Source organism: Micromonospora sp. NPDC049645, from assembly GCF_040675155.1.
In the GTDB taxonomy this organism is placed as follows: Bacteria; Actinomycetota; Actinomycetes; order Mycobacteriales; family Micromonosporaceae; genus Micromonospora.
In genome coordinates this window covers 41,787-65,890 of the sequence record NZ_JBFAOI010000009.1, presented here as the reverse complement: position 1 = coordinate 65,890, position 24,104 = coordinate 41,787, and the positions used below count along the sequence as shown (strand labels likewise).

The window sequence follows — 24,104 nt, the reverse complement described above, 5'->3', positions numbered from 1 at the left end:
CGACGGCCCGCCGCAGTGATCGGATGCCTTTCGCGGCCGGCGGACTAGGCTGCGGACATGCCAGGAACGGTCGGGCGAGTCCCCACGCCAGCAACTCCGGGCCCGGGCGCACCCACCGGGTCCGGCGCGGTCACCGGCGTGCTCGCCCACGACTGGGCCCACACCCCGCTGGGCCCACCCGCCGAGTGGGACGTGGCGGTCCGGGCCGCGGTCGAGTTGATCCTCGCCTCGCCGATGCCGATGGCCCTCGCGTACGGCGACGATCTCGTTCTGCTCTACAACGCCGCCTACGCCGGGTTGCTGGGCAGCAAACACCCGGACGCGCTCGGCCGCCCGGCCGCCGAGGTGTTCGCGGAGATCTGGGCGCTGCCCGGTGTCGGCGAGGTGATCGAACGCAGTTACCGGCAGGGCGTGCCGTTCCTGGAGAAGGAGTCCACGCTGCCGCTGGTCCGTGGGCACTCCCCGACGGTGGAGCAGGCGGTCTTCACCCGGGGGCACTCGCCGGTGCGCGACAGCGCCGGGCAGATCGTCGGTGTGTTGACGGTCGCGGCCGAGACCACCCACGTCACCGAGCAGTTGCAGAGTCTCAGCGAGGTCGCCGCGGCGCTCGCCGGCACTCTCACCCTCGACGACGTGGCCCGGGTCGCGTTGCGGTACGCGATCACCACGTTCGACCCCGACCAGGCGTCGTTCGCCGTCGACGAGGGCGGCGGCGGCTGGCGCATGGTGCGCCGGGTCCGTGGCGAGCTGCTGGACGAGGCCGACGAGCGGCTTCCCCCGCTCTGGCGCCGCGCGGTGGCGGACTGGTCGGCACCCGTGGTGCAGGCGGCACGCTCGGGCGGCCCGTCGTTCACCCGCGACGGGCAGCCACTGCGGGACACCGCCGTGGACCGCCACGACCAGAAGATCCGCGCGATGGCGGCCCTGCCCCTGGGCACTTCGGTGGTTCGCGGCGGGTTGGCGGTCGGCTACCAGGTCCCGCACACCTGGTCGCCCGCCGAGCGGGCGCTGCTGGCCGCCTCGGCCGAGCTGATCGGCCAGGCGGCGGAGCGTGCCCGCCGGTTCGAGACCCAGCACGGCACGGCCCAACTGTTGCAACGCAGCATGCTGCCGGAGCACCTGCCGGATCTGCCCCGGTTGCGGATCGCGGCTCGCTACGACCCGGGGGTGGACGGCAACGCGGCCGGCGGCGACTTCTACGACGCGTTTTCGCTGCCCAACGGCTCGCTCGGCGTGGTTCTGGGCGACGTCGCCGGGCACGACGTGCAGGCCGCCGCGCGGATGGGCCAGGTCCGGGCCGCGCTGCGCGCCCTGGCCCTGGCCGACCCGGCGCCCGACGCGGTCCTGGCCGGCCTGGACCGGCTGGTGACCAGCCTCGGCGCGGAGGCCGGCACCCACGAGTTGTTCGTCACCGTGGCGTTCGGGGTGATCGACGCGGAACGGCGGGAGTTGACCCTGGCCAGCGCCGGTCACCCGGCGCCGCTGATCCGCCGCGGCGATCCGGAGGGACGGTCGCACGCCGAGTACGTCGACGTGCCCGCCGGCCCCCCGCTGGGGCTGGGCGGTCGGCCGGGCACCACGACCGTCGCGTTCCGTCCGGGTGACACCCTGCTGTTGTTCAGCGACGGGGTGGTGGAGCGTCGCCGGCAGAGCCTGAGCGCTGGGCTGGCCACCCTCGGCGAGGCCGTCGCAAAGGCCGGCAGCGGCGACCCCCGCGCGCTCTGCGCGGTGGCCACGGCGGCGGTGCCGGGCGGCACGGAGGACGACGTGGCCGTGCTGGCGGTGGAGCACGCGCTCAAGGAGAGTCGGTCGGCGAGCATGGAGGTGCCCGCGGAGCCGACCGCGCCCAGCCGGGTCCGGCACTGGATGACCGGTCAGCTCACCGAGTGGCAGGTGCCCGAGTCGGTGATCGGAGCGGCGGTGCTCTGCACCAGCGAGCTGACCACCAACGCGTTGCTGCACGCCGGCACCGCCGCGCGGGTGGAGATCGACCTCAGCCCCGAACGGCTGCTGGTCTCGGTCGCCGACTCCGGCACCCGGGGCACCGTGACCCGGGCCCGTACCGACACGTTGAGCAGTCGTGGCCGCGGCCTCGGCCTGATCGAAGAGCTCAGCGACGCCTGGGGCACCGACCCGTCGGTGCGCGGTTCCACGGTCTGGTTCGAAATCCTCACGCCGCCGCGCTCGTGAGACCACTCCGGAGGGGGTAGGAGGACGCCCATGCGTACCGACAGTCCCAGCGGAGTTCTCTTCGACGTCGACGGCACCCTGGTCGACACCACCTACCTCCACACGGTGAGCTGGTGGGAGGCGTTGCGGCAGACCGATCAGCCGGTGCCGATGGCGACGGTGCACCGCTCGATCGGGATGGGGTCGGACAAGCTCCTGGACCACCTGCTCGGCCCGGAGCGGGACCGCGACGCCGACGCCAGGCTGCGCGACGCGCACGACACCCTGTACGCCGAGTACTGGGAACGGCTCACGCCGCTGCCCCGGGCGGCCGACCTGCTGCGGGCCTGCGCCGAGCGGGGGTTACGGGTGGTGCTCGCCACCTCCGCCGCGGAACCCGAGGTGGGGGCGCTGCGCCGGGCGTTGGCCGCCGACGACGTGATCGACACGATCACCTCCTCGGCGGATGCCCAGCAGAGCAAACCGGCACCGGACATCCTGGTCGCCGCGCTGGAGCAGTCCGGGTTGGCCGCCGAGCGGGTGGTCTTCGTCGGCGACTCGGTGTGGGACGTGGTCGCGGCCGGCGCGCTGCACATCCCGTGCGTGGGGCTGACCTGCGGCGGCACCAGCCGCGGCGAGCTCGCCGGCGCGGGTGCCGTGGCGGTCTACGACGACCCGGCGGCACTGTTGAACGAGTTGGGCGATTCGCCGCTCACCCGGCCCCGGTGAGTCTCACCCCGGTCCGCCTGCGGTCACGCGCATAGCCGGAGCCCTTGCGGGGCAAGGTCTGTCACCACCTGCCCCGCGCCGCGCGGGTGCGGCTGAAGGGTGGTGCCGTGGAGCCGGTAGATGTGGCGTTCGCGCTGGTGGGACTGGGCGCACTGCTCGCGGGCATCCTGCCCCGGGTGCTGGAGCGGCGACCGCTGTCCATGCCGATCGCCTTCCTCGCCCTCGGCATGCTGGTGTTCCTGCTGCCGGTCGGGCTGCCGTCACCGGATCCGCTGGCCCATCCGGAGCTGACCACCCACCTCACCGAGATCGGCGTGATCGTCGCGCTGATGGGGGCCGGGCTGAAGATCGACCGAGCGTTGAGCTGGCGACGGTGGTCGTCCACCTGGCGGCTGCTGGCGATCGCGATGCCCCTGTGCATCGCGGCGGTGGCCCTGTTCGGCTGGTGGTGGGCGGGGCTGGTGCCGGCCGCCGCGCTGTTGTTGGGCGCCGCGCTGGCCCCCACCGATCCGGTCCTCGCCGCCGACGTGCAGGTCGGCGAGCCGACCGACGTGGAGGATTCCGAGGACGAGGTCCGCTTCGCGTTGACCTCCGAGGCCGGTCTCAACGACGGGCTGGCGTTCCCGTTCGTCTACGCCGCGATCGCCATCGCCTCGACCAGCCTCGCCCCGGGGGACTGGATGGCCGAGTGGTTCACCGTGGACGTGCTCTGGAAGGTCGGCGCCGGCGTGGGGGGTGGCCTGCTCATCGGTTGGCTGCTCGGCAAGCTGTTCTTCCGCGCCCCCAGCAAGCTCCGCCTGGCCCGGCACGCCGAGGGTTTCCTGGCGCTGGCCGCGACCTTCCTGGCGTACGGGCTGGTGGAGGTGGCCGGCGGGTACGGCTTCCTGGCGGTGTTCGTGGCCGCCCGGGCCATCCGGGCCGCCGAGCGGACCCACGAGTTCCACTCGGTGCTGCACGACTTCGCCGAGCAGGTCGAACGGCTGCTCACCCTGGTGTTGTTGCTGCTGCTCGGCGGCGCGATCGTGGGTGGCCTGCTGGGTCCGCTGACCTGGTCGGCGGCCGCCGTCGGGCTGGCGCTGGTGTTCCTGGTGCGACCGCTGACCGGGTGGTTGTCGTTGCGCGGCGCCCCGGGTCGCCCGGCCGAGCACTGGGTCATCTCGTTGTTCGGCATTCGCGGCGTCGGCTCGTTCTACTACCTCGCGTACGCCACCACCAAAGCGGACTTCCCGCAGGCCGAGCTGCTCTGGGCGACCGTCGGACTGGTGGTGCTCGTCTCCGTCGTGGTGCACGGCATCACGGCGACCCCGGTCATGCAGCTGCTGGACCGGGAGGGTGAGCGAACCTCCGACCCGGCCGAACGGGACGCCGACGAGGCCCGGCCGGTCGGGGCCGGGCACGCCTAGTGCGGCTCAGGCCAGCGGGCACGCCCGAACACTCGGCTCAGGCCAGCCGGGCGCGGCTCAGGCCAGCCGGGCGGCCAGCGCGCGGCCCAGGTCCCGGCCGGAGAGCCAGGCGGTCTGCACCCGGGGCTTGCCGAACGCGTCGCCGGCCAGGCCGATCCCGTGGTTGTCGAGGTGGTGGGTGGGGCCGGCGACCTCGCCGGTGGGCTTCGCGTACGTCCACCGGTGCACGTGCACGTCGGCGGCCTTCTCGGGCAGCCCGAGCAGGTCCCGGACGGCCTGCTCGATGGCCGGGCCGGCCCCGGTCGGTTGGGCCAGGTGCCCGGCCGCGAACTCCGGCACGGTGTGCGCGACCAGCACCGGCGCGCCGTCACCACGGCGGTCGCCGTCGTCGCAGACGAGGTTGAGGACGGGGTGCTCGTTGACGAACGCGCCCCGGAAGTCGGGCCAGCGCCGGGTCGGGAACCGCAGCACCGCGGCCAGCGACGGGGACCAGCGCTGCGCCTGCACCACCAGGGTGGCGTCGGTCAGCGCCGGGTCGAGCAGCAGGGCGGCCTGCGGGCCGGGCATGGCCAGCGCGACCGCCGCGCACGGCGCCCCATCCACCACCGGGCCGGGCTCCACGGTGAGCACCAGCCGGTCGACGGTCACCGGCACCGCGCCGGCCAGGTTCTCGACAAGCGAGCGCAGGCCACGAGGGGCGGCGAAGCGCATCGGCCCGGGTACGTGCCGGCGTCCGTCCCGGTCGTACGCCTGGAAGGTGTCGGTCCACTCGCGGACCAACCCGGCGGCGCGCCACCGCTCGACCTGCGCGGCGAAGTCCGGGTCGGTGGCGGTGAAGTAGGCGGCGCCGATGTCGGCGGGTCGACCCTGGAAGCGTTTGCTGGCCATCCGGCCACCGCAGACGTGCCCCCGCTCCCGGACCTGCACCGGCACCCCGGCCCGGGTCAGCTCGACCGCGCAGGCCACCCCGGCGATGCCCGCCCCGACCACCACCACACCCGACCGGTCCACCGTCATCCGGTGATCGTAGGCGGCTCTCGGCGGGCATGAAGTACCAATGATCGGGGTACTGGCACACCTGTTCGAAGAAAGGGTGATGATGATGACGGACCGCCGTACCGAGCAGGCCGACCAGAATGCCGCGATCAAGGACCCGGACGAGTGGGTCACCGGCGACGAACCGCCGACCGCCGCTCAGGAGTCCTACCTGAGCACGCTGGCCCGGGAAGCCCATGCCGACCTCCCGGACGACCTGACCAAGGCCGAGGCGTCCAAGCGGATCGACGAACTCCAGGCCGAAACGGGCCGGGGCCAGTAACCCATTCCTGGTCGAGGCCCTATGGTCGACTCCGCTTCCCGGAGAACGGGGTGTCCGCCGGACTTGGACACCGCGATATCACGGAAGCGGAGTTGATCACTCCCGGGCAACCCTGGCCGAGGGTCAGGGGCGGGGCAGGCGGTGCAGCCGCACCTCGGTCAGGTGGCCGGCGCGGATCTCGGCGGTCTGGTAGGTGGCGTGCGGTTGGGAACGACGGTCGGTGGGTGAGCCGGGGTTGAGCAGGCGCAGCCCACCTGCCGCTTCGGTGTCCCAGGGGATGTGCGAGTGGCCGAAGACCAGCAAATCGACATCGGGAAAGCGGGCCGCGCACCGCTTCTCACGGCCGGTCCGTGGCCCGGTCTCGTGCACCACCGCGACCCGCAGGCCGTCGAGCTCGACCCGGGCCACCTCCGGCAGCCGGGCGCGCAGCGCCGGGCCGTCGTTGTTGCCGTACACCCCGATCAGTCGGCGTGACCGGGCGGTCATGGCGTCGAGCAGCGCCTCGTCCACCCAGTCGCCGGCGTGCACCACCACGTCGGCCTCCTCGATCGCCGCCCAGAGGGGCCCGGGCAGGTCCCGGGCCCGCTTCGGTAGGTGGGTGTCCGCCGTGAGCACCAGCCGCATCCCGGCATTGTCCCCCGAGTCCCGGCCGTCCACCGGGGGACGTGGGTGGACGGCCGGGCTCGCCTCCGCCGCGCCCGGGGCGTCACCGACACCCCGGGTACGGGTCAGTGGCCCGTCACGGGAGCGTCCAGCGTTGCGCCCCGGTGCCGTTGCAGGTCCAGATGCGCAGTTGCCGGCCGTCGGTGAGATCCGAGTTGGGGATGTCCAGGCAGCGCCCGGACTGGGGGTTGCGCAGGCTGCCGTCCGGCTGGGCGGCCCACTGCTGGGCCCCGCTGCCGTTGCAGTCGTAGAGCTGCACGAGCGTGCCGTCGGTGGTGCCGCTCGCCTGCACGTCCAGGCACTTGTTGAGCCCACGCACCGTGCCGTCGCCCGGGAGGGTCCAGCGCTGCGCGGCGGTGCCGTTGCAGGTCCAGGTCTGCACCCTGGTGCCGTTCGCGGTCTGGCTGGAGGCGATGTCCGCGCACTTGCCGAGGGCCTTGATCTCGCCGGTGCGCGCCCCTCCGGTGCCGACCCCGGGGCCGGTGAAGGTGTAGCTGTCGACGTCCAGCAACGCGCCGCTGCCGCCGGTCATCACCAGGTACAGGTCGTGGGTGCCGTCGTCCGGCCTGGTCACCGTGGCGCTCAGCTCGGTGTAGTTGTCCCAGCCGCCGGTGTTGGGCACCGCGATCCGGGCGACCTCGGTGCCGGTCGGTGAGTCGTACCGGAAGGAGAGGGTGCCGCCGGGGCCGCCGGAGGAGACGCGGGCCCGGACGCCGGTGATGCCCTTGAGGCTCACCGCGTGGTGTCGGACGCTCTCACCGTTCTGGATGTCACCGAGCCGCTTGCCACCCTCGGCCGCCGCCTGGTCGATCACCTTGGGTCCGTTGAGCTGGACGAAGTGCTCGGCCTGCCACTGTTTCGGGTAGAGGCTGATGTCCTGCTGGCCGGTGAGCGCGGCCGAGCCGGTCGCGCCGCGATCGGTGTAGCTGCCCCGGAGGACGAAGAACAGCACCGAGTCGGGGCCGGCGTGCACCGGGCCGGTGTTGAAGGTCGCCCCGCAGCCGGTCCCCTCCCCCTCCTCGTGGGCGTGCTCCTGATGGCCGAGCGCGGCCCGGACGACCACCGCGGAGCAGGCCGGTGTGCCGTCCTGCGGGTCGCTGGCGGTGGCGCTCACCGTCAGGTCCTGCCCCCAGTCGAAGAGCCCGCCGGCGGGTAGGCCGTTCAGTGTGACCGTCGGCCGGTTGTTGCCGACGACCACCGGCACCAGCGTGGTCGCGCTGCGACCGGTGCCGTCGTTGACGGTGAGCCGGGCGTTGAAGCTGCCGTTGGCGGAGTACGTGAACGAGGGGTTGGCGGCGGTCGAGTCGGTGCTGCCGTTGTTGGTGAAGTCCCAGGCGTAGGTCAGCGGGTCACCGTCCGGATCGGCGCTGCCGGCGCTGGAGAAGCTCACGGCCAGCGGGGCCAGCCCGTTGTCCCGGTTGACGGTGGCCTTCGCCACCGGTGACCGGCCGCCCTGCACGTAGTTGATTTTGTAGAGGCCGGCGTCGACCGCGCCGGAGAAGTAGCCGCTGCCGTATTCCAGCAGGTAGAGCGAACCGTCCGGGCCGAACTGCCAGTCGATCGGGTGGACGAGCTTCATGCCGGCGAGCACCGGCTCGATCACCGTCGGCGCGCCGGTGGACGGGTTGCCGTTGTCGAACTGGACCTCCTTGATCCAGTTGCGGCAGTACTCGGAGATCAGCCACTTGTTGTCGTAGTAGGCCGGCCACTTCACGTCCGAGGCGAGGTTCGGGTCGTAGTGGTAGACCTCGACGTGGTTGGGCGACCCACACCCACCCGGGTTGTCCAGCGCCGGCCAGTCCTCACTGCCGCCGTGCTGCTCCCAGACCAGCGCCGGTTTCGTCGGCGGGAGCTGCTGCACACCGGTGTTGCGCGGTGAGTTGTTGACCGGCCCGGTCGAGCCGCCGCACGGGAACCAGCCGCGGGGCATGGCGGTGGCGAAGTCCCAGTCGTTGTAGGCGACGTTGGGGCCACCGCAGTACGGCCATCCGTAGTTGCCGGGCCCGTTGGCCCGGTTGAACTCGTCGTACGCCGCCGGGCCGCGGTTGGCGAGGTCGGCGCCGGCGTCCGGACCGACCTCGCCCCAGTAGAGCGTGTTGTTCGCCTTGCGGTCCACCCAGATCCGGTACGGGTTGCGCACACCCATCACGTAGATCTCCGGGCGGGTCCGCGCGGTGCCGGCGGCGAAGAGGTTGCCGGAGGGGACGGTGTAGCTGCCGTCGTTCTCCGGATGGATCCGGTTGATCTTGCCGCGCAGGTCGTTGGTGTTGCCGGAGGTGCGTTGGGCGTCGTACTGCGGGTTGCGGCTGGTCCGCTCGTCGATCGGCGCCATCCCGGCGGAGTCGCCGCCGGAGTTGGTGTTGTCGCCGACGGCGAAGTACAGGTTGCCGGCGGTGTCCCAGCTCATCGAGCCGGCCGAGTGGCAGCAGAGATCGCGTTCGGTGGGCCACTCGATGAGCATGTCCTCGCTGGCCGGGTCGAGCAGCAGGGTGGACGGGTTGAAGGTGAACCGGCTGATCCGGTTGACCAGGGGGGTGACCTTCGGCGAGTAGAAGAGGTAGACCCACCGGTTGGTCGCGAAGCTCGGGTGCAGGGTGATGCCGATCAGGCCGTCCTCGAAGCGGGCGTCCAGTGCCAGGGTCAGCGCCACGGTGGTCGAACTGGTCGCCGGGTTGTAGAGGCGGACCTGACCACCGGCGCTGCTGGTGCCCCGGTTGATGTAGAAGACCTTGCCGTCGGGGGCGACGGCCAGTTCGATCGGCTCACCCATGGCGAGACCGCCGTCGAGGGCGATCTTCTCGAAGCCGGTGGTGGCGGGCGGTGCCAGCGCCGCGGCGGCCCGGGCCGGGGACGCGGCGGCCGGACGGTCGCTGGCCTGCGGGACGAGGCAGAGCGCGACGAGGACGGTGAGCAGGGTGGCGGCGCCGACGAGACGTCGGCGCGGAGTGCGGGACACGAGACCTCCAGCTGTCCGGGGGATCTCGGTGCCGCTCCCGCCGACTGGAGGAGCACCGCAGGGTGCCCCGGACATTAACGCCTTTCACTGGGAAGCGATAGAACTTCACTCCAACAGATAGAAAGTTGTCACGATATCCAGGAAAGTCCGGGCTTAGGAACGCGCCGGCGAGAAGTACGCCGGGGGCATCCCGCAGTGCCGCAGCGTCGGGTCCCGCTCGACGTCGGTCAGCACACCGGCGGCGTTGATCAGGCCGATGTGCGAGAACGCCTGCGGGAAGTTGCCCAGCTGCTCCCCGGTCAGCGGGTCGATCTGCTCGGCGAACAGGCCGAGGTCGTTGACCCGCTGCGCCAACCCACGGAACAGCTCGTGCGCCCGGTCCCGCTCACCGGCCAGCGCCAGGCAGCACACCAGCCAGAACGAGCAGATGAGAAATCCCGCCGGGTCGCCGTCCCAGCGCCGCAGCAGGCCGTCGTGGGAGAGCCGCCGTTCCACCGCCCGGATCGTGGAGAGCATCCGCGGGTCGTCGGCGCGCAGGAAGCCGACCAGCGGCATCACCAACACCGACGAGTCCAGGTCATCGGACTCGAAACTCCCGGTGAACGACTGGAGCCGCGTGCTCCAGCCCCGCTCCAACACCTGCGCGCGCACCGAGTCGCGGGCAGCCGTCCAGCGGGCCACGTCCTGCGGCCCGCCGAGCAGGTCACCGAAGCGCACCGCCCGATCCAGCGCCACCCAGCACTGCACCTTCGAGGACACGTGGTGGTGCTGGATGCCGCGCTCCTCCCACATGCCCGCGTCGGGGAGCGCCCAGTCACGCGCGGCCTGGTCGGCGAGCAACCGCAGGACGTGGTGCACCTCGGGGTCCAGCGGCTCCAGCTTGTCGCGCATCAGCCAGGCGGCGTCCAACGCCTCGCCGAAGATGTCGGTCTGCCGCTGCTGCCAGGCGTCGTTGCCGATCACCACGGGCGGGCTGTCGCGGTACCCGCCGAGCTGGTCCAGGCGGTGCTCGGTGAGGTCCCGCTCCCCCAGCACCCCGTACATGATGGGCACCGGTCGGTCGTCGATACGGCCCATCGCCCGACCCAGCCACTCGAACTGCCGTTGCACCTCGTCCAGGCACGCCGTCCGCCACAGCGCGCGCAGGGTCAGGCTGAAGTCGCGCACCCAGACGTAGCGGTAGTCGTAGTTGCGGTCGCCGCCGAGCTTCTCCGGCAGTGAGGTGGTCACCGAGGCCACCACGGCGCCGCTGGGCCGGTACGTCATGCCCTGCACCACCAATCGGCTGCGCCGCACCTGCTCGGCGTAGAGCCCGTCGTAGGCGTGCTCCGCCGACCAGGAGCGCCAACCGGCAGCGGTGTCGGCGATGGTCTGGTCGGCGTCCGGCACCTCGGGCAGTGGCGCGTCGTAGGTCGGGGCGTACCCGAGGGTGAAGGTGTGTTTCGTGCCGGCGCGGACGGTGAAGGTCCCGACCGCCTCGCCGTCGCCGGCGGTCAACCGCACGCTGCCGCGCAGGGTGAGTCGGGCGGCCCCGGCGATGGCCTCCAGCATGTCCTCGCGCTCGATCAGGTAGGCGATGGTGCGGCCGTACTCGAAGCGCGGCCGGTAGTGCAGCCGCATCGGCACCGCGCCGGACAGCCCCTCCACCGACCGGACCAGCACCTGCGGCGAGTGCAGGCCGATGTCGTGACCGCGGGAGCCGGGCTCGAAGGCGAGCGCGTCGGTCAGCGCGACCTCTCCCTGCGGGGTGTGGAAGACCGTCCGCAGCACCAGGGTCTCGTCGAGGTAGTCGCGTTCGACGCGGTAGTCGCCCTCCGGCCGGATCGACCAGTGCCCGGCCTCCTCGTCGAGCAGCCGCCCGAACACCGACGGGGCGTCGAACCGGCCCGGGCACCACCAGTTCACCGAACCCGTGCCGTCCACCAGCGCCGCGCTGCGGCCGTCGGCGAGGAAGCCGTAGTCGCTGATCTGTCCGCTCTCCACCCGACTGGCTACCCGGGCAGTGCGGGCCCATTCCCCTGCTGCCCGACGGCGGTTCCCGCGTTACCGGTCGCCCTGGACGGGAACCCGGGCAGCTGACGAGGGAGGATGCTCATGACGTCAGCTTCGGGGCCGACCGCCGCCTGGCGGTCCGGCACACAGGGTGGCGACCTGCTTCCCACCGGGCCGGCCGGCCGCCTGTCGACGCCGGCCGGTGACGGCCACGGGCCGGAGGCCGGTGCGCCGACCGTGACGATCGGCTCGTACCCGGACTATCCGGCCGCGCAGCGGGTCGTCGACTATCTGGCCGACAACCGCTTTCCGGTGGAGCACAGCGCCATCGTCGGCACCAACCTCACCCTGGTGGAGACGGTGCTCGGGCGGATGACCACCGGTCGAGCCGGCCTGCTCGGCGCCGGCACCGGAGCCTGGTTCGGGCTCTTCATCGGCCTGCTGTTCGGCATCTTCACCGTCGGGAACTGGCTGGCGGTGATCCTGGTCGGCCTGGTCATCGGTGCGATCTGGGGTGCCGTGTTCGGCGCGGTCGCCCACGCCATGACCGGTGGGCAGCGCGACTTCACCTCGGCCAGCTCGCTGCGCGCGGGCCAGTACGCGGTGATCGTCGACGCGCAGCTCGCCGACCAGGCGCGGCAGCTGCTCGCCCGGATGCAGATGCCCAGCTCGGCACGAACGCCCGCTGAGGGGACGAACACCCGCTGAGCGACGATCGACCGGCCGTCCCGGCACCAGGCCGGGGCGGCCGTTTGGTCGTTCAGTCGGGCTGGGCCTCGAACAGTTCGCCGTACCGCGTCTCCCCACGCACCGGGTCCACCGCGAACGTGACGTGCCCGACCGGCGCCCGCCCGCGTTTTATGGCCGCAGAAATCGCAAGATCGCGGAAGGTGGCGCGACGGGGCCGGTCACCGTTCAGTCGTGGTACGCCATCTCGCCGGCCCGCAGCGGCACGTCGACCCGGTTCTCCGGTGGCGCCAGCGGGCAGGCCCAGCGGTCGTCGTAGGCGCAGCTCGGGTTGTAGAGGTAGTTGGCGTCCAGCCGGACCCGGTCGCCGGGCAGCAGCTCGACGCCCCGGCCGAAGGTGCCCTTCACCGTGTCGGTGAGGTAGCGACCTCCCCCGTAGCTCTCCTGTCCGCAGGTGCCGTCGCGCAGCGGAACGAACAGCCCGCCCCCGTACGCCTCGATCCACCACAGGGTCAGCGGACCCCACGGCGTCTCGGCCACCGCGACCCGCCGGTACGCGACCACCCCGTCCGGGCCACCGGTGTCGATGCGCAGCTCGCCGCTGGCCGGGCGCAGGGGTGCCTCGACCACGGCCTCGGGATTGGCCGGGAAGTAGCGCACCGCGGTGAAGCCGGCCCGGTCCGCCGGTGGGATCGGGCTCTGCGGGTGGGTGGCGAAGAGTTCGTCGCGGCCGGCGCGGAAACCGGCCAGGTCGACGTCGGACAGGTACAGCCGGGCGATCCGCTCCCGCCAGTCGGCCAACTCGAGATCATCCACGCCACCGAGCCTATGTCGTGGCGCTGCGGCACCTCAGCGCGACGGCCAGGTGGTGAGGACGGCGTCGAGGGCGTCCAGGGTGCGTGCCCACGAGTCGTCCGTGGCACGTGGGGTGTGCCGGAAGCCGCCGGTCCGCTCCAGGCTCACGAAGCCGTGGAACGTGCTGTGCATCATCCGCACCGCGTCGGTCTGGTCGGGCTCGGTGAGCCGGTAGCCGCGCAGGATCGCCCGGGTCATCTCGGCGTGCCGGACGCCCGCGCTCGCGGCGGCGGTTTCCGGGTCGAGGTCGATCTGCATGGCGGCGTAGCGGCCCGGATGCTCTCGGGCGTAGTCGCGGTACGCGTTGGCGAACGCCACCAGCGCGTCCTTGCCAGCCCGGCCGGCGAGCGCGGCGGCGACCCGGTCGGCCAGCTCCGCCAGGGCCAGCAGGGCGATCCTGACCCGCAGTTCGTGCGCGTTCTTGAGGTGGAAGTACAGGCTCGCGTCCTTCACCCCGAACTGGCGGGCGAGCGCGGCGACGGTGACGTTGTCCACCCCCACCTCGTCGGCCAGCTCGGCCGCGGCCAGCGTCAGGCGCTCGACGGTCACCCCGGCACGTGCCATGCAGCACACTCCAAAACTAGCGGTAATAAACGCTTGCCTAGGAGAGCTAGGCTACAACCTATGTTGGTCCTGACCGAATCCGTCATCCGCGCGTCCTTCGTCAACTGCAGCCGGGGTGAGGCGAAGCGGCTGGCCGTACCGAACGATCTTGAAATGCGTCCCTGGGACGACCTCGACTTCCTCGGTTGGCGGGATCCCTCCGCGCCGCAGCGGGCCTACCTGGTCGCCGAGACCGACGGGAAGCTGGCCGGGGTGGTGCTGCGGGCCGCGACGCACCAGACGGGGCGCGTGCGGCACAGCATGTGCTCGTTCTGCCTGACCACGCACCTCGGCGGAGGCGTCTCGTTGATGACCGCCCCCAAGGCCGGTCCGAGCGGGCGGCAGGGCGACTCCGTGGGCACGTATCTGTGCTCCGACCTGGCCTGCTCGCTGTATCTGCGGGGCAAGAAGCACGCCGGACCCCCCGCGCCCGAGCCTCTGCCCCTGCCGGAGAGGATCGAGCGCGTCCGGACGGCCCTCGCGACGTTCCTCCGCAAGGTCACCGAGTGACGGTTCGGGGCGACCCGCGCGGCTCGGGCCGTATTCGGACGCCGGGCCGCCCCGCCTAGCGGTCGGTGGCCAGGCGGGCGTGCAGGTGCTCGTCGTAGCGGCGGCCGTCGCCGTACCGGTACGACTCGCGCAGGGTTCCCTCGGCCCGGTAGCCGGCCCGTCCGGCGACTCGGCAGGACGCCGGATTGGCCACCGCGTGACACAACTCGACCCGGTGCAGCCCGAGATCCGCGAACGCCCATTCGGTGAGCCGGACGACGGCGCGTACCGCCACCTGCCGGCCCCGCGCGGCGGGCACCGTCCAGTAGCCGATGGACGCGTCGCCGTCGTGGATGCGGTGCAGCGAGACCGAGCCGAGCAGACTGCCGCCGGCCGCCGCGGTCACCGCCATCGAGGCATGGTCACCGGTGGACCAGTCGGCCCGGCGGCGAACCCAGAGCAGCGCGACCTCGTCGTCGATCGGGCCGTCGCCCTGCGGGTTCCACTGAGCGATCGCCGGGTCGCGCAGGGCGTCGCGCACCGCCGGGGCGTCCTCGTCGCGCCAGGGGCGCAGCAACAGGTCGGCGGCGGCGAGTTCCACGTGTTCCACGAGGCCGGAGTCTGGCACAACGCGCGGCCCCGCCGCCGCCGGATTGGCGCAGAGCTTCTTCAAAACTGCACGATCCGACCCCACCGGCACCGAACAAGTGAGCCAGGCAACGCTCAACGGTGTTAGTTAAATTTTGAAATAGTGCTATCGTCGTGGGCATGACCGAGAGCCTGGACAGCATCCGAGAGGCCGCCTGGCGCGCCTACATCGAGGCCAGCCAGCGTCTCTACACCCGACTGGAAGAGGACCTGCGGGCCGACAGCGAGCTCAGCTTCGCCGACTACCACGTGCTGGTCCTGCTCTCCGAGGCGCCGGGGCAGCGGCTGCGGATGGGCGAGCTGGCCAGCCGATTGATCTTCTCGCCCAGCCGCCTCACCTACCAGGTCTCCTCCATGCAGCGTCGCGGCCTGGTCAGCAAGGAGCCCTGCCCGGACGACCGGCGCGGCAGCGAGGCGGTGCTCACCGCCGCCGGGCTGCTGGCCCTGCGCGAAGCCGCACCGCACCACCTGGCGTCGGTGCGCACCCACCTGATGGACGACCTCGACGACGCCGAGGTCGCCTGCCTCACCCGGATCTTCGATCGGCTCGGCGAGCGCCTGCGCGCCTCGCGGGTCAGCTCGACCACCCCCGCCATCCGTTAGGAGCCTTTCGATGCCCGCGATCACCGTCGACAACGTTCTCGTCCTACCCCGCCTGCCCCGACTCGACGAGACCACCGCGTTCCGCCCGGTCCGCAAGGTGACCACCGCGCCCAGCGGCTTCGAGGGTGAGGGCTTCCCGGTCCGCCGCGCCTTCGCCGGGGTGTCGACCACCGACCTGGACCCGTTCATCCACCTCGACCAGATGGGTGAGGTCGACTACGCCCCGGGCGAGCCCAAGGGCACCCCGTGGCACCCGCACCGCGGCTTCGAGACCGTCACCTACATCATCGACGGTGTCTTCGACCACCAGGACTCCCACGGCGGTGGCGGCACCATCACCGACGGCGACACGCAGTGGATGACGGCGGGCAGCGGCCTGCTGCACATCGAGGCGCCGCCGGAGCACCTGGTGGTGAGCGGCGGGCTCTTCCACGGCACCCAACTCTGGGTCAACCTGCCCCGCTCGGCCAAGATGAACCCGCCGCGCTACCAGGACATCCGTGGTCGGGAGTCGGCGCTGCTCACCACGCCCGACGGCGGTGCGCTGATCCGGGTCATCGCCGGCGAGGTCGCCGGCCACCGCGGCCCGGGTTCGACCTTCACCCCGATCACCATCACGCACGTCACCGTGCAACCGGGCGCGCGGGTGGACCTGCCCTGGCGGCCCGACTTCAACGCCCTGGTGTACGTGCTGGGCGGTCGCGGCACGGTCGGCGCCGACCGGCGGCCGGTGCGTACCGGCCAGCTCGCGGTGCACGGCCCGGGTGACGCGCTGCGGTTCAGCGCCGACACCACGCAGGACAGCAACACCCCGGCGCTGGACCTCTACATCATGGGTGGTGAGCCGATCCGGGAGCCGGTGGCACAATACGGCCCGTTCGTGATGAACACCCGGGACGAGCTGCTTCAGGCGTTCGAGGACTTCCAGGCCGGCCGCCTCGGCGTGATCCCCACCGAGCGACTCCCGCACACCGGCGGCCAGGGCCCCCGGCCCTGACCACGGTCGACCGCTGAGATCGGCGCCGGCGCCTCCGGTTCACCCCCGGGGCGCCGGCGCGCCTCAGGAGACCGCGAAGATCCCGGCGACTCCCAGGATCACCATCACCAACACCGCTACCAGCGCACCCCGTTCGCTCTCCACCGCCGGCTCGCGGTCCTCGGTCACGGGATTCGTCGTGTTGCGGGGCATGCTGTGGCCTCCTCGGCTGTTGTCGCGTCGCTTGCGCTGGCGTTGGCCAGGTCACCTGTCGGTCGGCCTGGCGTGCGGACCCGGGTCGGGGGTCCTACCGTGAGGACGTTGCCGACCTCCAGGGGGGCTGGACGGTGCCGTTGCAGGACTGGTTTCTCACCGCGGAGGAACGCGCCAACCCGGTCTCTGGGTTACCCGTGTGGACCACGGGAAACCTCGCTGAGCCGTTGATTCACGGTGCCGCCTACTTCGACCGGCTGGTCGACGAGGTCGAGGCGCTGGGCCCCGGCGACCATTTGTTCTTCACCGACTGGCGGGGCGACCCGGACCAGCGGCTACGCCCGGACGGCCCGACCGTGGCACAACTCTTCGCCCAGGCCGCCCAGCGCGGTGTGGTGGTCAAGGGGTTGATCTGGCGATCGCACCTCGACGTCCTCGCGTACAGCGAGGCCGAGAATCGCGACCTCAGCGAGACGATCTCGGCCGCCGGCGGGGAGGTGCTGCTGGACCAGCGGGTCCGGCGCGGCGGCTCGCACCACCAGAAGCTTGTGGTGCTGCGGCACGTGGGCGCGCCGGAGCGGGATGTCGCCTTCGCCGGCGGGATCGACCTGTGCCACAGCCGCCGGGACGACGCCGCGCACCGCGGCGACCCGCAGCCGGTGCAGATGTCTCCCCGATACGGACCCAACCCGCCCTGGCACGACGTGCAGCTCGCGGTGCGCGGCCCGGTGGTCGGCGCGTTGGACACCCTGTTCCGGGAACGCTGGACCGACCCGATGCCGCTGGACTCGGAGAATCCGATGGCCTACCTGCGGGATCGGCTGCGCGACTCGGACCTGCGCCCCGACCCGCTGCCCGAGCAACCGGCGGATCCGCCACCCTGCGGTCCGCACCAGATCCAGGTGCTGCGCACCTACCCGGCCGTCCGTCCCCGCTACGCGTTCGCACCGGACGGGGAACGCACCGTGGCCCGGGGCTACACCAAGGCGGTACGCCGCGCCCGCCGTCTCATCTACCTGGAGGACCAGTACCTCTGGTCGGCCGAGGTCGCGGATCTGTTCGCGCACGCGCTGCGGGACAACCCGGATCTGCACCTGATCGCGGTCGTCCCCCGCTATCCGGACGTGGACGGCAAGCTGGCGTTGCCGCCGAACATGGTCGGGCGCGAGCAGGCGCTGTCGCTGTGCGAACGGGCCGCACCGGACCGGGTGCACGTGTTCGACCTGGAGAACCATGCCGGCGGCCCGGTCTACGTGCACGCGAAGGTGTGCGTGGTGGACGACGTCTGGGCCAGCGTGGGCAGCGACAACTTCAACCGCCGGTCCTGGACGCACGACAGCGAGCTGTCCTGCGCGGTGCTCGACGACACCCGCGACCAGCGGGAGCCCACCGACCCCGCTGGCCGGGGCGACGGCGCGCGGACGTTCGCCCGGGACCTGCGACTGCGGCTCTGGCGCGAGCACCTGGACCGCGACCCGGACGGCGCTGACGACACCGACCTGCTGGATCCGGCGGACGCCGTCGCGGCGGTCACCGCCGCCGCCGACGCGCTACAGCGGTGGTACGACGACGGCCAGGTGGGCGAGCGGCCGCCCGGTCGGCTGCGCCCGCACCGCCCGGAGCGGCTGCCGTGGTACACCCGCGCCTGGGCGCTGCCGGTGTACCGACTGGTCTACGACCCGGACGGCAGGCCGCTGCGGGCCAGACTGGCCGGCACCTGGTGAACCGGTCGGGCCGGTTCCGGCGCGGCGACCGCGTGCACGCTCAACCCACCGGGGTAGGCGAACGAGGAGCGCGGCGAGTAGTAGCCGAAGCCGATGGTCAGCGGGTTCGCCGGGCGCAGCGCGTACATCGGATGGCCGGGCTTGAGGAACTCCACCGACTCGATCTCGAACGGGGCGACCGGCTCGGCGACGAACGGGTAGGCCGAGCTGAGGAGTTGGCCGTCGCGCCGGGTGAAGTAGCGGTGGTGCCCGCTGCTGATCACGTGCCCGGTCTCCCCCACCCGACACCGTGCCCGGATCAACGGCGTGCCGTCGATCTCGGTCTCGGAGAGCAGGTCCTCGCCGTCCACCTCGATCCGGGTGCGCCCGGCGAGCACCGGGGCGCCGCGGGCGGCGGCGTACTCACGAACGCGCCGGCTGGATGCCACGTAGTGGGTCCACCAGCCGCCCGGGTTGAGGCCGCCGGGCGCGTCGACGCTCAGTAGCGAGACGCCGAGGTAGGTCAGCGAGTACGCGCCGAAGCCGGATGTCTGCGTCTCGTCGTCGACGATGTACTGGTTGAGGAAGACCTGCCGGTCGGGGCGGGGGCTGAGCCCCGGCGGGACCAGCGCGGCGACCGCCTCGGGATCCGCCGGCAGCCAGCTGAAGTAGAGGGTGCGACTGTTCACGACGAGCTGGGGAGCGGCTGGATCGAGCACGGTGCCTCCGAACCGGGTGTGTACACGCGACGCTACGGCCGGTCCCGCCAGCGGGACAACGACGGATAGTCGACACTCCTGCCGACATGTCGGATTTCATGTTGACCAGTCGACGGGGCGCGGGGACCGACCGGTCGAACCGGTAGGACGAGCGGGCAGCGGCTCATGGCCGGAAAGCGGGGTAAGGATCCTCACAGCCATCCCAACCTGCGCACCCTTTGCCCCGTTTTGTTGTCAAACACGCCTTAAGTACATCAGCCTTTCGGCTAGATTTCGGGGAGACGATCAGGTTAAGGTGACTCCCGAACGGCCCACTGAAAGCTAAACCAAAGCGTCACGTCTTTTTGTCCGCGGACGAGGTGCAGGGAGGACCACCCATGACCGCGCCAACGATCACCGAGCAGCCGAGCGCCGCCGTCAAGGCCACCACCAAGCTCGACCCGCGCGCTCTCACCGACAGCGCCGCCGACCTGCTCAACGCGATGGCCGCGCTGCCCACCAACCACCCGTCGCGCGCCGCGCTGCGGGACCGGGCGATCGAGGCCTGGCTGCCGCTGGCCAACCACCTGGCCCACCGCTACAGCGGGCGCGGCGAGCCGAACGACGACCTGGCGCAGACCGCCGCGATCGGCCTGATCAAGGCCATCGACAAGTTCGACCCCTCGCGCGGCGTGGACTTCGCCGGGTACGCGATCCCCACCATCATCGGCGAGCTCAAGCGGCACTTCCGGGACCGCACCTGGGACATCCGGGTTCCCCGCCGCCTCCAGGAGCTGCGGCTGGCCATCTCCGACGCCAACAGCTCCCTGCTACAGACCCTCGGCCGCTCGCCGACGGTCGCCGACATCGCCGCGCACCTCAAGCTCACCGAGGAAGAGGTGCTGGAGGGTCTGGAAGGCGCCCGCGCGTACAACGCCGTGTCGCTGTCCACCCCGACCGGCGACGGCGAGCGCGCCACCGAGCTGGGCGACATGCTCGGCGGCGAGGACAACGAGTTCGAGCTGGCCGAGCTGCGGGTCGCCCTCGGCCCGGCGCTGGCCACCCTCGACGAGCGCGAGCAGAAGATCCTCACGCTGCGCTTCTACGGCAACCTGACCCAGTCGCAGATCGCCGACCAGATCGGCGTCTCGCAGATGCACGTCTCGCGGCTGCTGACCCGCGCGCTGACCAAGCTGCGCGGACAGCTCGACGGCACGTACTGAGCGGACAGCTCGACGGCACGTACCGAGTAGTGACGCACGAGAGGGCCGGGTCGATGGACCCGGCCCTCTCGCACGCCCGCACTGTCACGCCCGCGTGACAGTGCGGGCACTCTGCGTACGTGTCGGGTCCGTCAGTGCACGACGGGCTCCCGCCACATCGGCCAGAACGGCGTGCCGTCGGGCACCCGGAACGGCTCGCCGGCCAGGTAGCCGTGCCTCGCGTACAGGTCCCGGCTGCGCGGACTGCTCGCCTCCAGGTACGCCGGCATCGCGTTGGCGTCCAACCAGGCGTGGTGGTGCCGCATCAGCGCGCTGCCCAGCCCCTGACCCTGCCGATCCGGCCGGGTCGCCAGGAACGCGAGGTGGTGGTGATCCGGATGCGGGTGGTTCGCCGCGAACAGCTCGTCGAGGTGCTGGAACCGGTCGGTCCACTCGCCGCAGGCGGCGGCCAGGCGGCCGTCGTAGTCCGCGGGCGGCGGCGCCGGCTCGCCGACCGACGGGAACCAGACGGCGACCGAGGCCCGGTCCGCGGTGGCGTGCACCACGCCGTGCCGCATCGCGTGCTCGACCAGGATCTCGAAGTTCCCGGCCAGCACGGCCTCCCGCTTGCTCGGGTCGGGCACCAGCCAGTACGTCACCCGCAGGGCGGTGAACGCCTCGGCGATCCGAGCCGCCACGAGCGAGGTCTCGTCCGGCCCGAGGCGCTCGACGACCACGCTCATCGGGTCGCGTCCACGGTGGCCTGCGCCTGCGGCTTGACGGCAGCGGCGGCGCTCGCCGCGCCCAGACCGATCCGGGCGTACGTGTCCGGGCGGTTGCTGCGTAGCAGCAGGGCCCAGCCGATGCCCAGCACCGCAGCCACCGGGTACGCGACGGGCAGCGCCCAGCGCAGGGTGCTGTCCGGCGCGACGCCGAGCAGGTTGGCGAAGTTCGAGACCGCGAACCAGATGATCACGAAGAGCGCGATGGTGGCCAGGCCGGGTGCGATGGCCCGCCGCCAGAGATTCTCGCCGCCGGCCGAACGGGCGAAGTAGGCGATCACCGCGACCGAGGTGGTGGCGATCAACAGCAGCACGCCGAATCCGCCGGTGGTGCCGATCCAGAAGAACAGTTGGACCACCGGGTCCCAGCCGTTGACCGCGTACAGCAGGATGACCAGCAGACCGAGGACGCTCTGCGCCGCCGAGGCGGCCCGCGGCGCCCCACTGCGGGCCGAGGTCTGGCCGAACACCGCGGGCAGCACCCGTTCCCGACCGAGCGCGAACGTGTAGCGGGCCGTGGTGTTGTGGAACGAGATCATCGCGGCGAGCACGGAGGTCAGGAAGAGCGCCTGCCCGATGGTGACCGCGGTGTCGCCGAGCTGCGCGGCGGCCAGGTTGAAGATCAGCGCGACGCTCTGCTCGCCGGCCGCGGCGACGATCTGGTCGGGCCCCACGGCGACCGTCATGGTCCAGGACGACAACGCGTACAGCCCGGCGATGATCGCCACCGAGAGGTAGGTCGCGAGCGGCACCGTCCGCTTCGGATCCTTGCTCTCCTCGCTGAAGACCACCGCGGACTCGAAGCCGACGAAGCCGAGGATGGCCAGCACCAGCACCGCGCCGACGCCCGGCACGAAGAGGTTGTCCGGCGAGAACGCGGCGAAGCTGACCTGACCGTCGGCCGGGTTGCCGATCTGTCCCAGGTCGAAGACGACGATCACCACGATCTCGGCGACCAGCAGCGCGGCCAGGACCATGCCGTTGAGGTCGACCCGGAGCAGGCCGAGCAGGCCGACCAACGCCCACGCCACCAGCGCCACGACGGCCCAGTGCGGGTGCCCGCCGAAGATCCGGTCGAGCACCGGTTCGGCCGCGACACCGATGGTGCCGTACAACCCGACCTGGAGCGCGTTGTACGCGAGCAGCGCGACCCAGGCGGCCCCCACGCCGGCCGGTCGGCCGAGGCCCCGCGAGATGTAGGCGTAGAAGGCGCCGGCATTCTCCACCCGACGCGACATCGCCACGTAACCCACCGAGAACAGGGCGAGCACCGCGGCGATCAGCAGGAAGGCCAACGGGATGCCGGTCACCCCGATGACGCCGTAGCCGGTGGTGACGACGCCGGCCACCACGGTCAGCGGCGCGGCGGCGGAGAGGACGAAGAAGATCACCGACGGGACGCCGAGGCGGCCTCGGGCCAGGGCTTCGGAGACGTTGCTGGGTCGGTCGACTGTCGATGTCGGGGGCATACGACTACTCCGATTGTCGAGGGGAGGGTTGGGGGTTACCGGGGGATCAGGGGATGCCGCGCAGAACGGCGGCACCGACGGCGGCCTCGGTGTGCCCGACGAGTTCCTTGAGCGGCGCCGGCAGCGCGGGGATGAGCACGTTGAGCCGGTGGTGCGCACGGGGGCCGGCACTCCACAGCACCTCGCGGGTCAGCCCGGCGGCTACGACCAGGCCGAGTAGCAGGGCGTCCGGCACGCCTGGCGGGTCCGGCCGGTCCAGCAGGGCCCGCAACCGGGTGGCCGGCCAGGCCACCGCGTTGAGGTCGATCGGCAGGTAGCTGACCGTGGTGCGCAGCAACCGGCGAGTCTCCTGGCGGCGCAGCACGCCGGCACGCGCCAGCCGCTCCCCCACCGAGGTCGTCGCGCTCTGCGCCAGGAAGCTGAGCCAGGTACGCAACTCCTGGTGTTGGGATTCCCCGACCAGCTGGTCCAGCACGGTGTGCGCCAGCGCGTCCGCCGGCGGGCGACGGTCGATGACGACGACCCGCCCGGCCATGACCGTGATGTGTCCATAAAGGATCAGTTCGCCGAGCAGCCCACCGGCGAGCCCGAGGCCGGTCGCCGACGGGTGCAGTTTGGCCTTGCCACGACTGTCGTTGTGCGCGATCAGGAAGAACTCGTCGGCGATGAGCAACGGTCCTCCCGCACAGGTGTGTCCACAGTGATCGCGACCGGGAAAGGATGCACCGAGAGCTACTGCAACGCAACTCCCAGATTTGAAAGTTGCACTCCGTGCAGGCGCGACCTGCGGATCTTGTCGTGGCAGACTCGGACGGTGACCGCCACCCCCGCCATCCGACCCGCCGCCAGCCCGACCGTGCGCCGACGACGCATCGCGCGGGAACTCCGCCAACTCCGGGAACGCGCGGGCATGACCCTCGATGTGGCCGCCCGCCAGCTGGACATGTCGAAGAGCAACCTGTCCCGGATCGAGACCGCGCAGATCGGCATCAAACCGCGCGACGTCCGGGCCGCGCTCGCGCTCTACGAGGTGACCGGTTCGGATGCCGAGGCGCTGATCGAGATCGCTCGGGGGGCCCAGCAGCGCGGCTGGTGGCAGAACTACAGCGACGTCCTCCCCGAGTGGTTCGAGTTCTACGTCGGGCTGGAGGCCGAGGCGGCGGCGCTGCGCACGTACGAGGCCGAGTCGGTGCCGGGGCTGTTGCAGACCGAGGCGTACGCCCGGGAGATCTACCGGCGCACCGCCGGTGAGGAGGGCCTGGAACGCAAGATCGCCGCCCGGCTGCACCGACAGGAGGTGCTACGCCGCGAGGACCCGGTCAACCTATCGGTTGTCGTCAATGAGGCGGTGCTCCTGCGCCCGGTCGGCGGTGCCGCGGTGATGGCCGAACAACTGGTCCACATGAGCCGAATCGCGCAGCTACCCAACGTGACAATTCAGGTACTTCCCTTCAGCGCCGGCGGGCATCCCGCGATGAGCACCCCGTACGTGATCCTCAACTTCGCCGATGCCGCCGACGCGTCCGTGGTTTACCTGGATAACCTCACGATGGGCCTGGCTCTGGAGGATGTCGATCAAGTGCTCGGGTATAGCCTTCTACACGAGGAGCTGTGCCGGATGGCGCTCGATCCGACGGCGTCGTTGACCCGTCTTGAGCATGCTTCTCGTAACTTTGCGTGACCGCGTCTGCGGCACGCCGACGCAGACGAGAGGTACCGCGGATGACGGCGTACGACCTGACCGGGGCGGACTGGCGCACCAGCACGCGCAGCAGCGGCAATGGCAACTGCGTGGAGGTCGCGACAGTCGACGGTCAGGTCGCCGTCCGGGACAGCAAGGACCGCTCCGGCCCGGTGCTCGCCTTCGGCGCGACCGCCTGGCACGCCTTCGTGAGCGGTGTCGGCGAGGTCCGTCGCCGCTGAGCCGCCGGCGCCGGTGCGAGACT

At 71.7% G+C, this 24,104-nt stretch carries 24 protein-coding genes; 12 read left to right on the top strand and 12 right to left on the bottom strand.

The features are described 5' to 3' along the window. Nucleotides 1-57 precede the first annotated feature (57 nt). The 3 genes from AB0J33_RS20705 (at nucleotide 58) to AB0J33_RS20695 (ending at nucleotide 4,301) form a co-directional block, all read left to right on the top strand. Complete coding sequence (locus AB0J33_RS20705; RefSeq protein WP_363615637.1) at nucleotides 58-2,190, top strand: SpoIIE family protein phosphatase; 2,133 nt, start codon at nucleotides 58-60, stop codon at nucleotides 2,188-2,190. 30 nt (nucleotides 2,191-2,220) lie between these two features. Further along, on the top strand, nucleotides 2,221-2,898 hold the full coding sequence (locus AB0J33_RS20700) for an HAD family hydrolase (protein WP_363615636.1): 678 nt from the start codon (nucleotides 2,221-2,223) through the stop codon (nucleotides 2,896-2,898). A gap of 107 nt (nucleotides 2,899-3,005) precedes the next feature. Then, entirely contained in the window at nucleotides 3,006-4,301 is a 1,296-nt protein-coding gene (locus AB0J33_RS20695) for a cation:proton antiporter (RefSeq protein ID WP_363615635.1), read from the top strand. Between the two features lie 57 nt (nucleotides 4,302-4,358). Here the strand turns inward: AB0J33_RS20695 and AB0J33_RS20690 are convergent, their stop codons facing one another. Next, complete coding sequence (locus AB0J33_RS20690; protein WP_363615837.1) at nucleotides 4,359-5,297, bottom strand: FAD-dependent oxidoreductase; 939 nt, start codon at nucleotides 5,295-5,297, stop codon at nucleotides 4,359-4,361. Nucleotides 5,298-5,400: 103 nt separating this feature from the next. Here AB0J33_RS20690 and AB0J33_RS20685 point away from each other — a divergent pair, with 103 nt between their 5' ends. Continuing rightward, on the top strand, nucleotides 5,401-5,619 hold the full coding sequence (locus tag AB0J33_RS20685) for a DUF3072 domain-containing protein (protein ID WP_091402204.1): 219 nt from the start codon (nucleotides 5,401-5,403) through the stop codon (nucleotides 5,617-5,619). Between the two features lie 123 nt (nucleotides 5,620-5,742). On the opposite strand, the gene AB0J33_RS20680 is transcribed toward AB0J33_RS20685, so the two are convergent. The 3 genes from AB0J33_RS20680 to AB0J33_RS20670 form a co-directional block, all read right to left on the bottom strand. Further along, nucleotides 5,743-6,243 carry a metallophosphoesterase gene (locus AB0J33_RS20680; protein ID WP_363615634.1) on the bottom strand — a complete coding sequence of 167 codons (501 nt, stop codon included), beginning with the start codon at nucleotides 6,241-6,243 and terminating at the stop codon, nucleotides 5,743-5,745. 115 nt (nucleotides 6,244-6,358) lie between these two features. Continuing rightward, nucleotides 6,359-9,238, bottom strand: a complete 2,880-nt coding sequence (locus tag AB0J33_RS20675; protein WP_363615633.1) for a ricin-type beta-trefoil lectin domain protein — start codon at nucleotides 9,236-9,238, stop codon at nucleotides 6,359-6,361. A gap of 153 nt (nucleotides 9,239-9,391) precedes the next feature. Continuing rightward, complete coding sequence (locus AB0J33_RS20670) at nucleotides 9,392-11,221, bottom strand: glycoside hydrolase family 15 protein (protein WP_363615632.1); 1,830 nt, start codon at nucleotides 11,219-11,221, stop codon at nucleotides 9,392-9,394. A gap of 111 nt (nucleotides 11,222-11,332) precedes the next feature. On the opposite strand from AB0J33_RS20670, the gene AB0J33_RS20665 reads away from it, so the two are divergent. Then, entirely contained in the window at nucleotides 11,333-11,938 is a 606-nt protein-coding gene (locus tag AB0J33_RS20665; protein WP_363615631.1) for a general stress protein, read from the top strand. A 207-nt stretch (nucleotides 11,939-12,145) separates the two neighbouring features. Here AB0J33_RS20665 and AB0J33_RS20660 read toward each other — a convergent pair whose 3' ends face one another. Then, nucleotides 12,146-12,733 (bottom strand): DUF1684 domain-containing protein, encoded by a 588-nt coding sequence (locus tag AB0J33_RS20660; RefSeq protein WP_363615630.1) that lies wholly within the window; start codon nucleotides 12,731-12,733, stop codon nucleotides 12,146-12,148. Nucleotides 12,734-12,766: 33 nt separating this feature from the next. Next, the gene (locus tag AB0J33_RS20655; protein WP_363615629.1) at nucleotides 12,767-13,336 is read right to left on the bottom strand and encodes a WHG domain-containing protein; all 570 of its coding nucleotides are present in this window, start codon (nucleotides 13,334-13,336) and stop codon (nucleotides 12,767-12,769) included. 60 nt (nucleotides 13,337-13,396) lie between these two features. On the opposite strand from AB0J33_RS20655, the gene AB0J33_RS20650 reads away from it, so the two are divergent. Beyond that, nucleotides 13,397-13,885 (top strand): FBP domain-containing protein, encoded by a 489-nt coding sequence (locus tag AB0J33_RS20650; RefSeq protein WP_363615628.1) that lies wholly within the window; start codon nucleotides 13,397-13,399, stop codon nucleotides 13,883-13,885. Nucleotides 13,886-13,940: 55 nt separating this feature from the next. On the opposite strand, the gene AB0J33_RS20645 is transcribed toward AB0J33_RS20650, so the two are convergent. Beyond that, nucleotides 13,941-14,474 carry a GNAT family protein gene (locus tag AB0J33_RS20645; protein WP_363615627.1) on the bottom strand — a complete coding sequence of 178 codons (534 nt, stop codon included), beginning with the start codon at nucleotides 14,472-14,474 and terminating at the stop codon, nucleotides 13,941-13,943. Between the two features lie 158 nt (nucleotides 14,475-14,632). Between AB0J33_RS20645 and AB0J33_RS20640 the strand changes: the two genes are divergently transcribed. Continuing rightward, the gene (locus AB0J33_RS20640; RefSeq protein ID WP_363615626.1) at nucleotides 14,633-15,115 is read left to right on the top strand and encodes a MarR family transcriptional regulator; all 483 of its coding nucleotides are present in this window, start codon (nucleotides 14,633-14,635) and stop codon (nucleotides 15,113-15,115) included. A gap of 10 nt (nucleotides 15,116-15,125) precedes the next feature. Beyond that, nucleotides 15,126-16,112 carry a pirin family protein gene (locus AB0J33_RS20635; protein ID WP_363615625.1) on the top strand — a complete coding sequence of 329 codons (987 nt, stop codon included), beginning with the start codon at nucleotides 15,126-15,128 and terminating at the stop codon, nucleotides 16,110-16,112. Nucleotides 16,113-16,175: 63 nt separating this feature from the next. Here the strand turns inward: AB0J33_RS20635 and AB0J33_RS20630 are convergent, their stop codons facing one another. Further along, nucleotides 16,176-16,304: a hypothetical protein gene (locus AB0J33_RS20630; RefSeq protein WP_363615624.1), complete on the bottom strand. Its 129-nt coding sequence runs from the start codon at nucleotides 16,302-16,304 to the stop codon at nucleotides 16,176-16,178. Nucleotides 16,305-16,438: 134 nt separating this feature from the next. Here AB0J33_RS20630 and AB0J33_RS20625 point away from each other — a divergent pair, with 134 nt between their 5' ends. After that, on the top strand, nucleotides 16,439-18,028 hold the full coding sequence (locus tag AB0J33_RS20625; RefSeq protein WP_363615623.1) for a phospholipase D-like domain-containing protein: 1,590 nt from the start codon (nucleotides 16,439-16,441) through the stop codon (nucleotides 18,026-18,028). On the opposite strand, the gene AB0J33_RS20620 is transcribed toward AB0J33_RS20625, so the two are convergent. Next, entirely contained in the window at nucleotides 17,977-18,726 is a 750-nt protein-coding gene (locus AB0J33_RS20620) for a hypothetical protein (RefSeq protein WP_363615622.1), read from the bottom strand. The two genes, AB0J33_RS20625 and AB0J33_RS20620, sit on opposite strands and share 52 nt — an antisense overlap. 377 nt (nucleotides 18,727-19,103) lie before the next feature. Here AB0J33_RS20620 and AB0J33_RS20615 point away from each other — a divergent pair, with 377 nt between their 5' ends. Next, entirely contained in the window at nucleotides 19,104-19,928 is an 825-nt protein-coding gene (locus AB0J33_RS20615) for a SigB/SigF/SigG family RNA polymerase sigma factor (RefSeq protein WP_363615621.1), read from the top strand. Between the two features lie 131 nt (nucleotides 19,929-20,059). Here AB0J33_RS20615 and AB0J33_RS20610 read toward each other — a convergent pair whose 3' ends face one another. Genes AB0J33_RS20610 through AB0J33_RS20600 form a run of 3 tightly spaced genes read right to left on the bottom strand, consistent with a single transcriptional unit; the run spans nucleotide 20,060 to nucleotide 22,831 of the window. Beyond that, on the bottom strand, nucleotides 20,060-20,650 hold the full coding sequence (locus AB0J33_RS20610) for a GNAT family N-acetyltransferase (RefSeq protein ID WP_363615620.1): 591 nt from the start codon (nucleotides 20,648-20,650) through the stop codon (nucleotides 20,060-20,062). Beyond that, nucleotides 20,647-22,158, bottom strand: a complete 1,512-nt coding sequence (locus AB0J33_RS20605; protein ID WP_363615619.1) for an APC family permease — start codon at nucleotides 22,156-22,158, stop codon at nucleotides 20,647-20,649. The genes AB0J33_RS20610 and AB0J33_RS20605 overlap by 4 nt, the downstream gene beginning before the upstream one ends. 46 nt (nucleotides 22,159-22,204) lie before the next feature. Beyond that, complete coding sequence (locus AB0J33_RS20600) at nucleotides 22,205-22,831, bottom strand: GPP34 family phosphoprotein (protein WP_363615618.1); 627 nt, start codon at nucleotides 22,829-22,831, stop codon at nucleotides 22,205-22,207. A gap of 183 nt (nucleotides 22,832-23,014) precedes the next feature. Between AB0J33_RS20600 and AB0J33_RS20595 the strand changes: the two genes are divergently transcribed. Further along, nucleotides 23,015-23,839, top strand: coding sequence for a helix-turn-helix transcriptional regulator (locus AB0J33_RS20595; RefSeq protein ID WP_363615617.1), 825 nt, complete (start codon nucleotides 23,015-23,017; stop codon nucleotides 23,837-23,839). A 41-nt stretch (nucleotides 23,840-23,880) separates the two neighbouring features. Further along, entirely contained in the window at nucleotides 23,881-24,081 is a 201-nt protein-coding gene (locus tag AB0J33_RS20590; protein ID WP_363615616.1) for a DUF397 domain-containing protein, read from the top strand. Nucleotides 24,082-24,104 lie beyond the last annotated feature (23 nt).

Coding starts and splice junctions, on each gene's coding strand:
- AB0J33_RS20700 (WP_363615636.1), top strand. CDS start 2,221: ATGCGTACCGACAGTCCCAGCGGAGTTCTCTTCGACGTCGACGGCACC.
- AB0J33_RS20655 (WP_363615629.1), bottom strand. CDS start 13,336: ATGGCACGTGCCGGGGTGACCGTCGAGCGCCTGACGCTGGCCGCGGCC.
- AB0J33_RS20705 (WP_363615637.1), top strand. CDS start 58: ATGCCAGGAACGGTCGGGCGAGTCCCCACGCCAGCAACTCCGGGCCCG.
- AB0J33_RS20590 (WP_363615616.1), top strand. CDS start 23,881: ATGACGGCGTACGACCTGACCGGGGCGGACTGGCGCACCAGCACGCGC.
- AB0J33_RS20665 (WP_363615631.1), top strand. CDS start 11,333: ATGACGTCAGCTTCGGGGCCGACCGCCGCCTGGCGGTCCGGCACACAG.
- AB0J33_RS20680 (WP_363615634.1), bottom strand. CDS start 6,243: ATGCGGCTGGTGCTCACGGCGGACACCCACCTACCGAAGCGGGCCCGG.
- AB0J33_RS20605 (WP_363615619.1), bottom strand. CDS start 22,158: ATGCCCCCGACATCGACAGTCGACCGACCCAGCAACGTCTCCGAAGCC.
- AB0J33_RS20615 (WP_363615621.1), top strand. CDS start 19,104: ATGACCGCGCCAACGATCACCGAGCAGCCGAGCGCCGCCGTCAAGGCC.
- AB0J33_RS20685 (WP_091402204.1), top strand. CDS start 5,401: ATGATGACGGACCGCCGTACCGAGCAGGCCGACCAGAATGCCGCGATC.
- AB0J33_RS20610 (WP_363615620.1), bottom strand. CDS start 20,650: ATGAGCGTGGTCGTCGAGCGCCTCGGGCCGGACGAGACCTCGCTCGTG.
- AB0J33_RS20640 (WP_363615626.1), top strand. CDS start 14,633: ATGACCGAGAGCCTGGACAGCATCCGAGAGGCCGCCTGGCGCGCCTAC.
- AB0J33_RS20630 (WP_363615624.1), bottom strand. CDS start 16,304: ATGCCCCGCAACACGACGAATCCCGTGACCGAGGACCGCGAGCCGGCG.
- AB0J33_RS20650 (WP_363615628.1), top strand. CDS start 13,397: ATGTTGGTCCTGACCGAATCCGTCATCCGCGCGTCCTTCGTCAACTGC.
- AB0J33_RS20635 (WP_363615625.1), top strand. CDS start 15,126: ATGCCCGCGATCACCGTCGACAACGTTCTCGTCCTACCCCGCCTGCCC.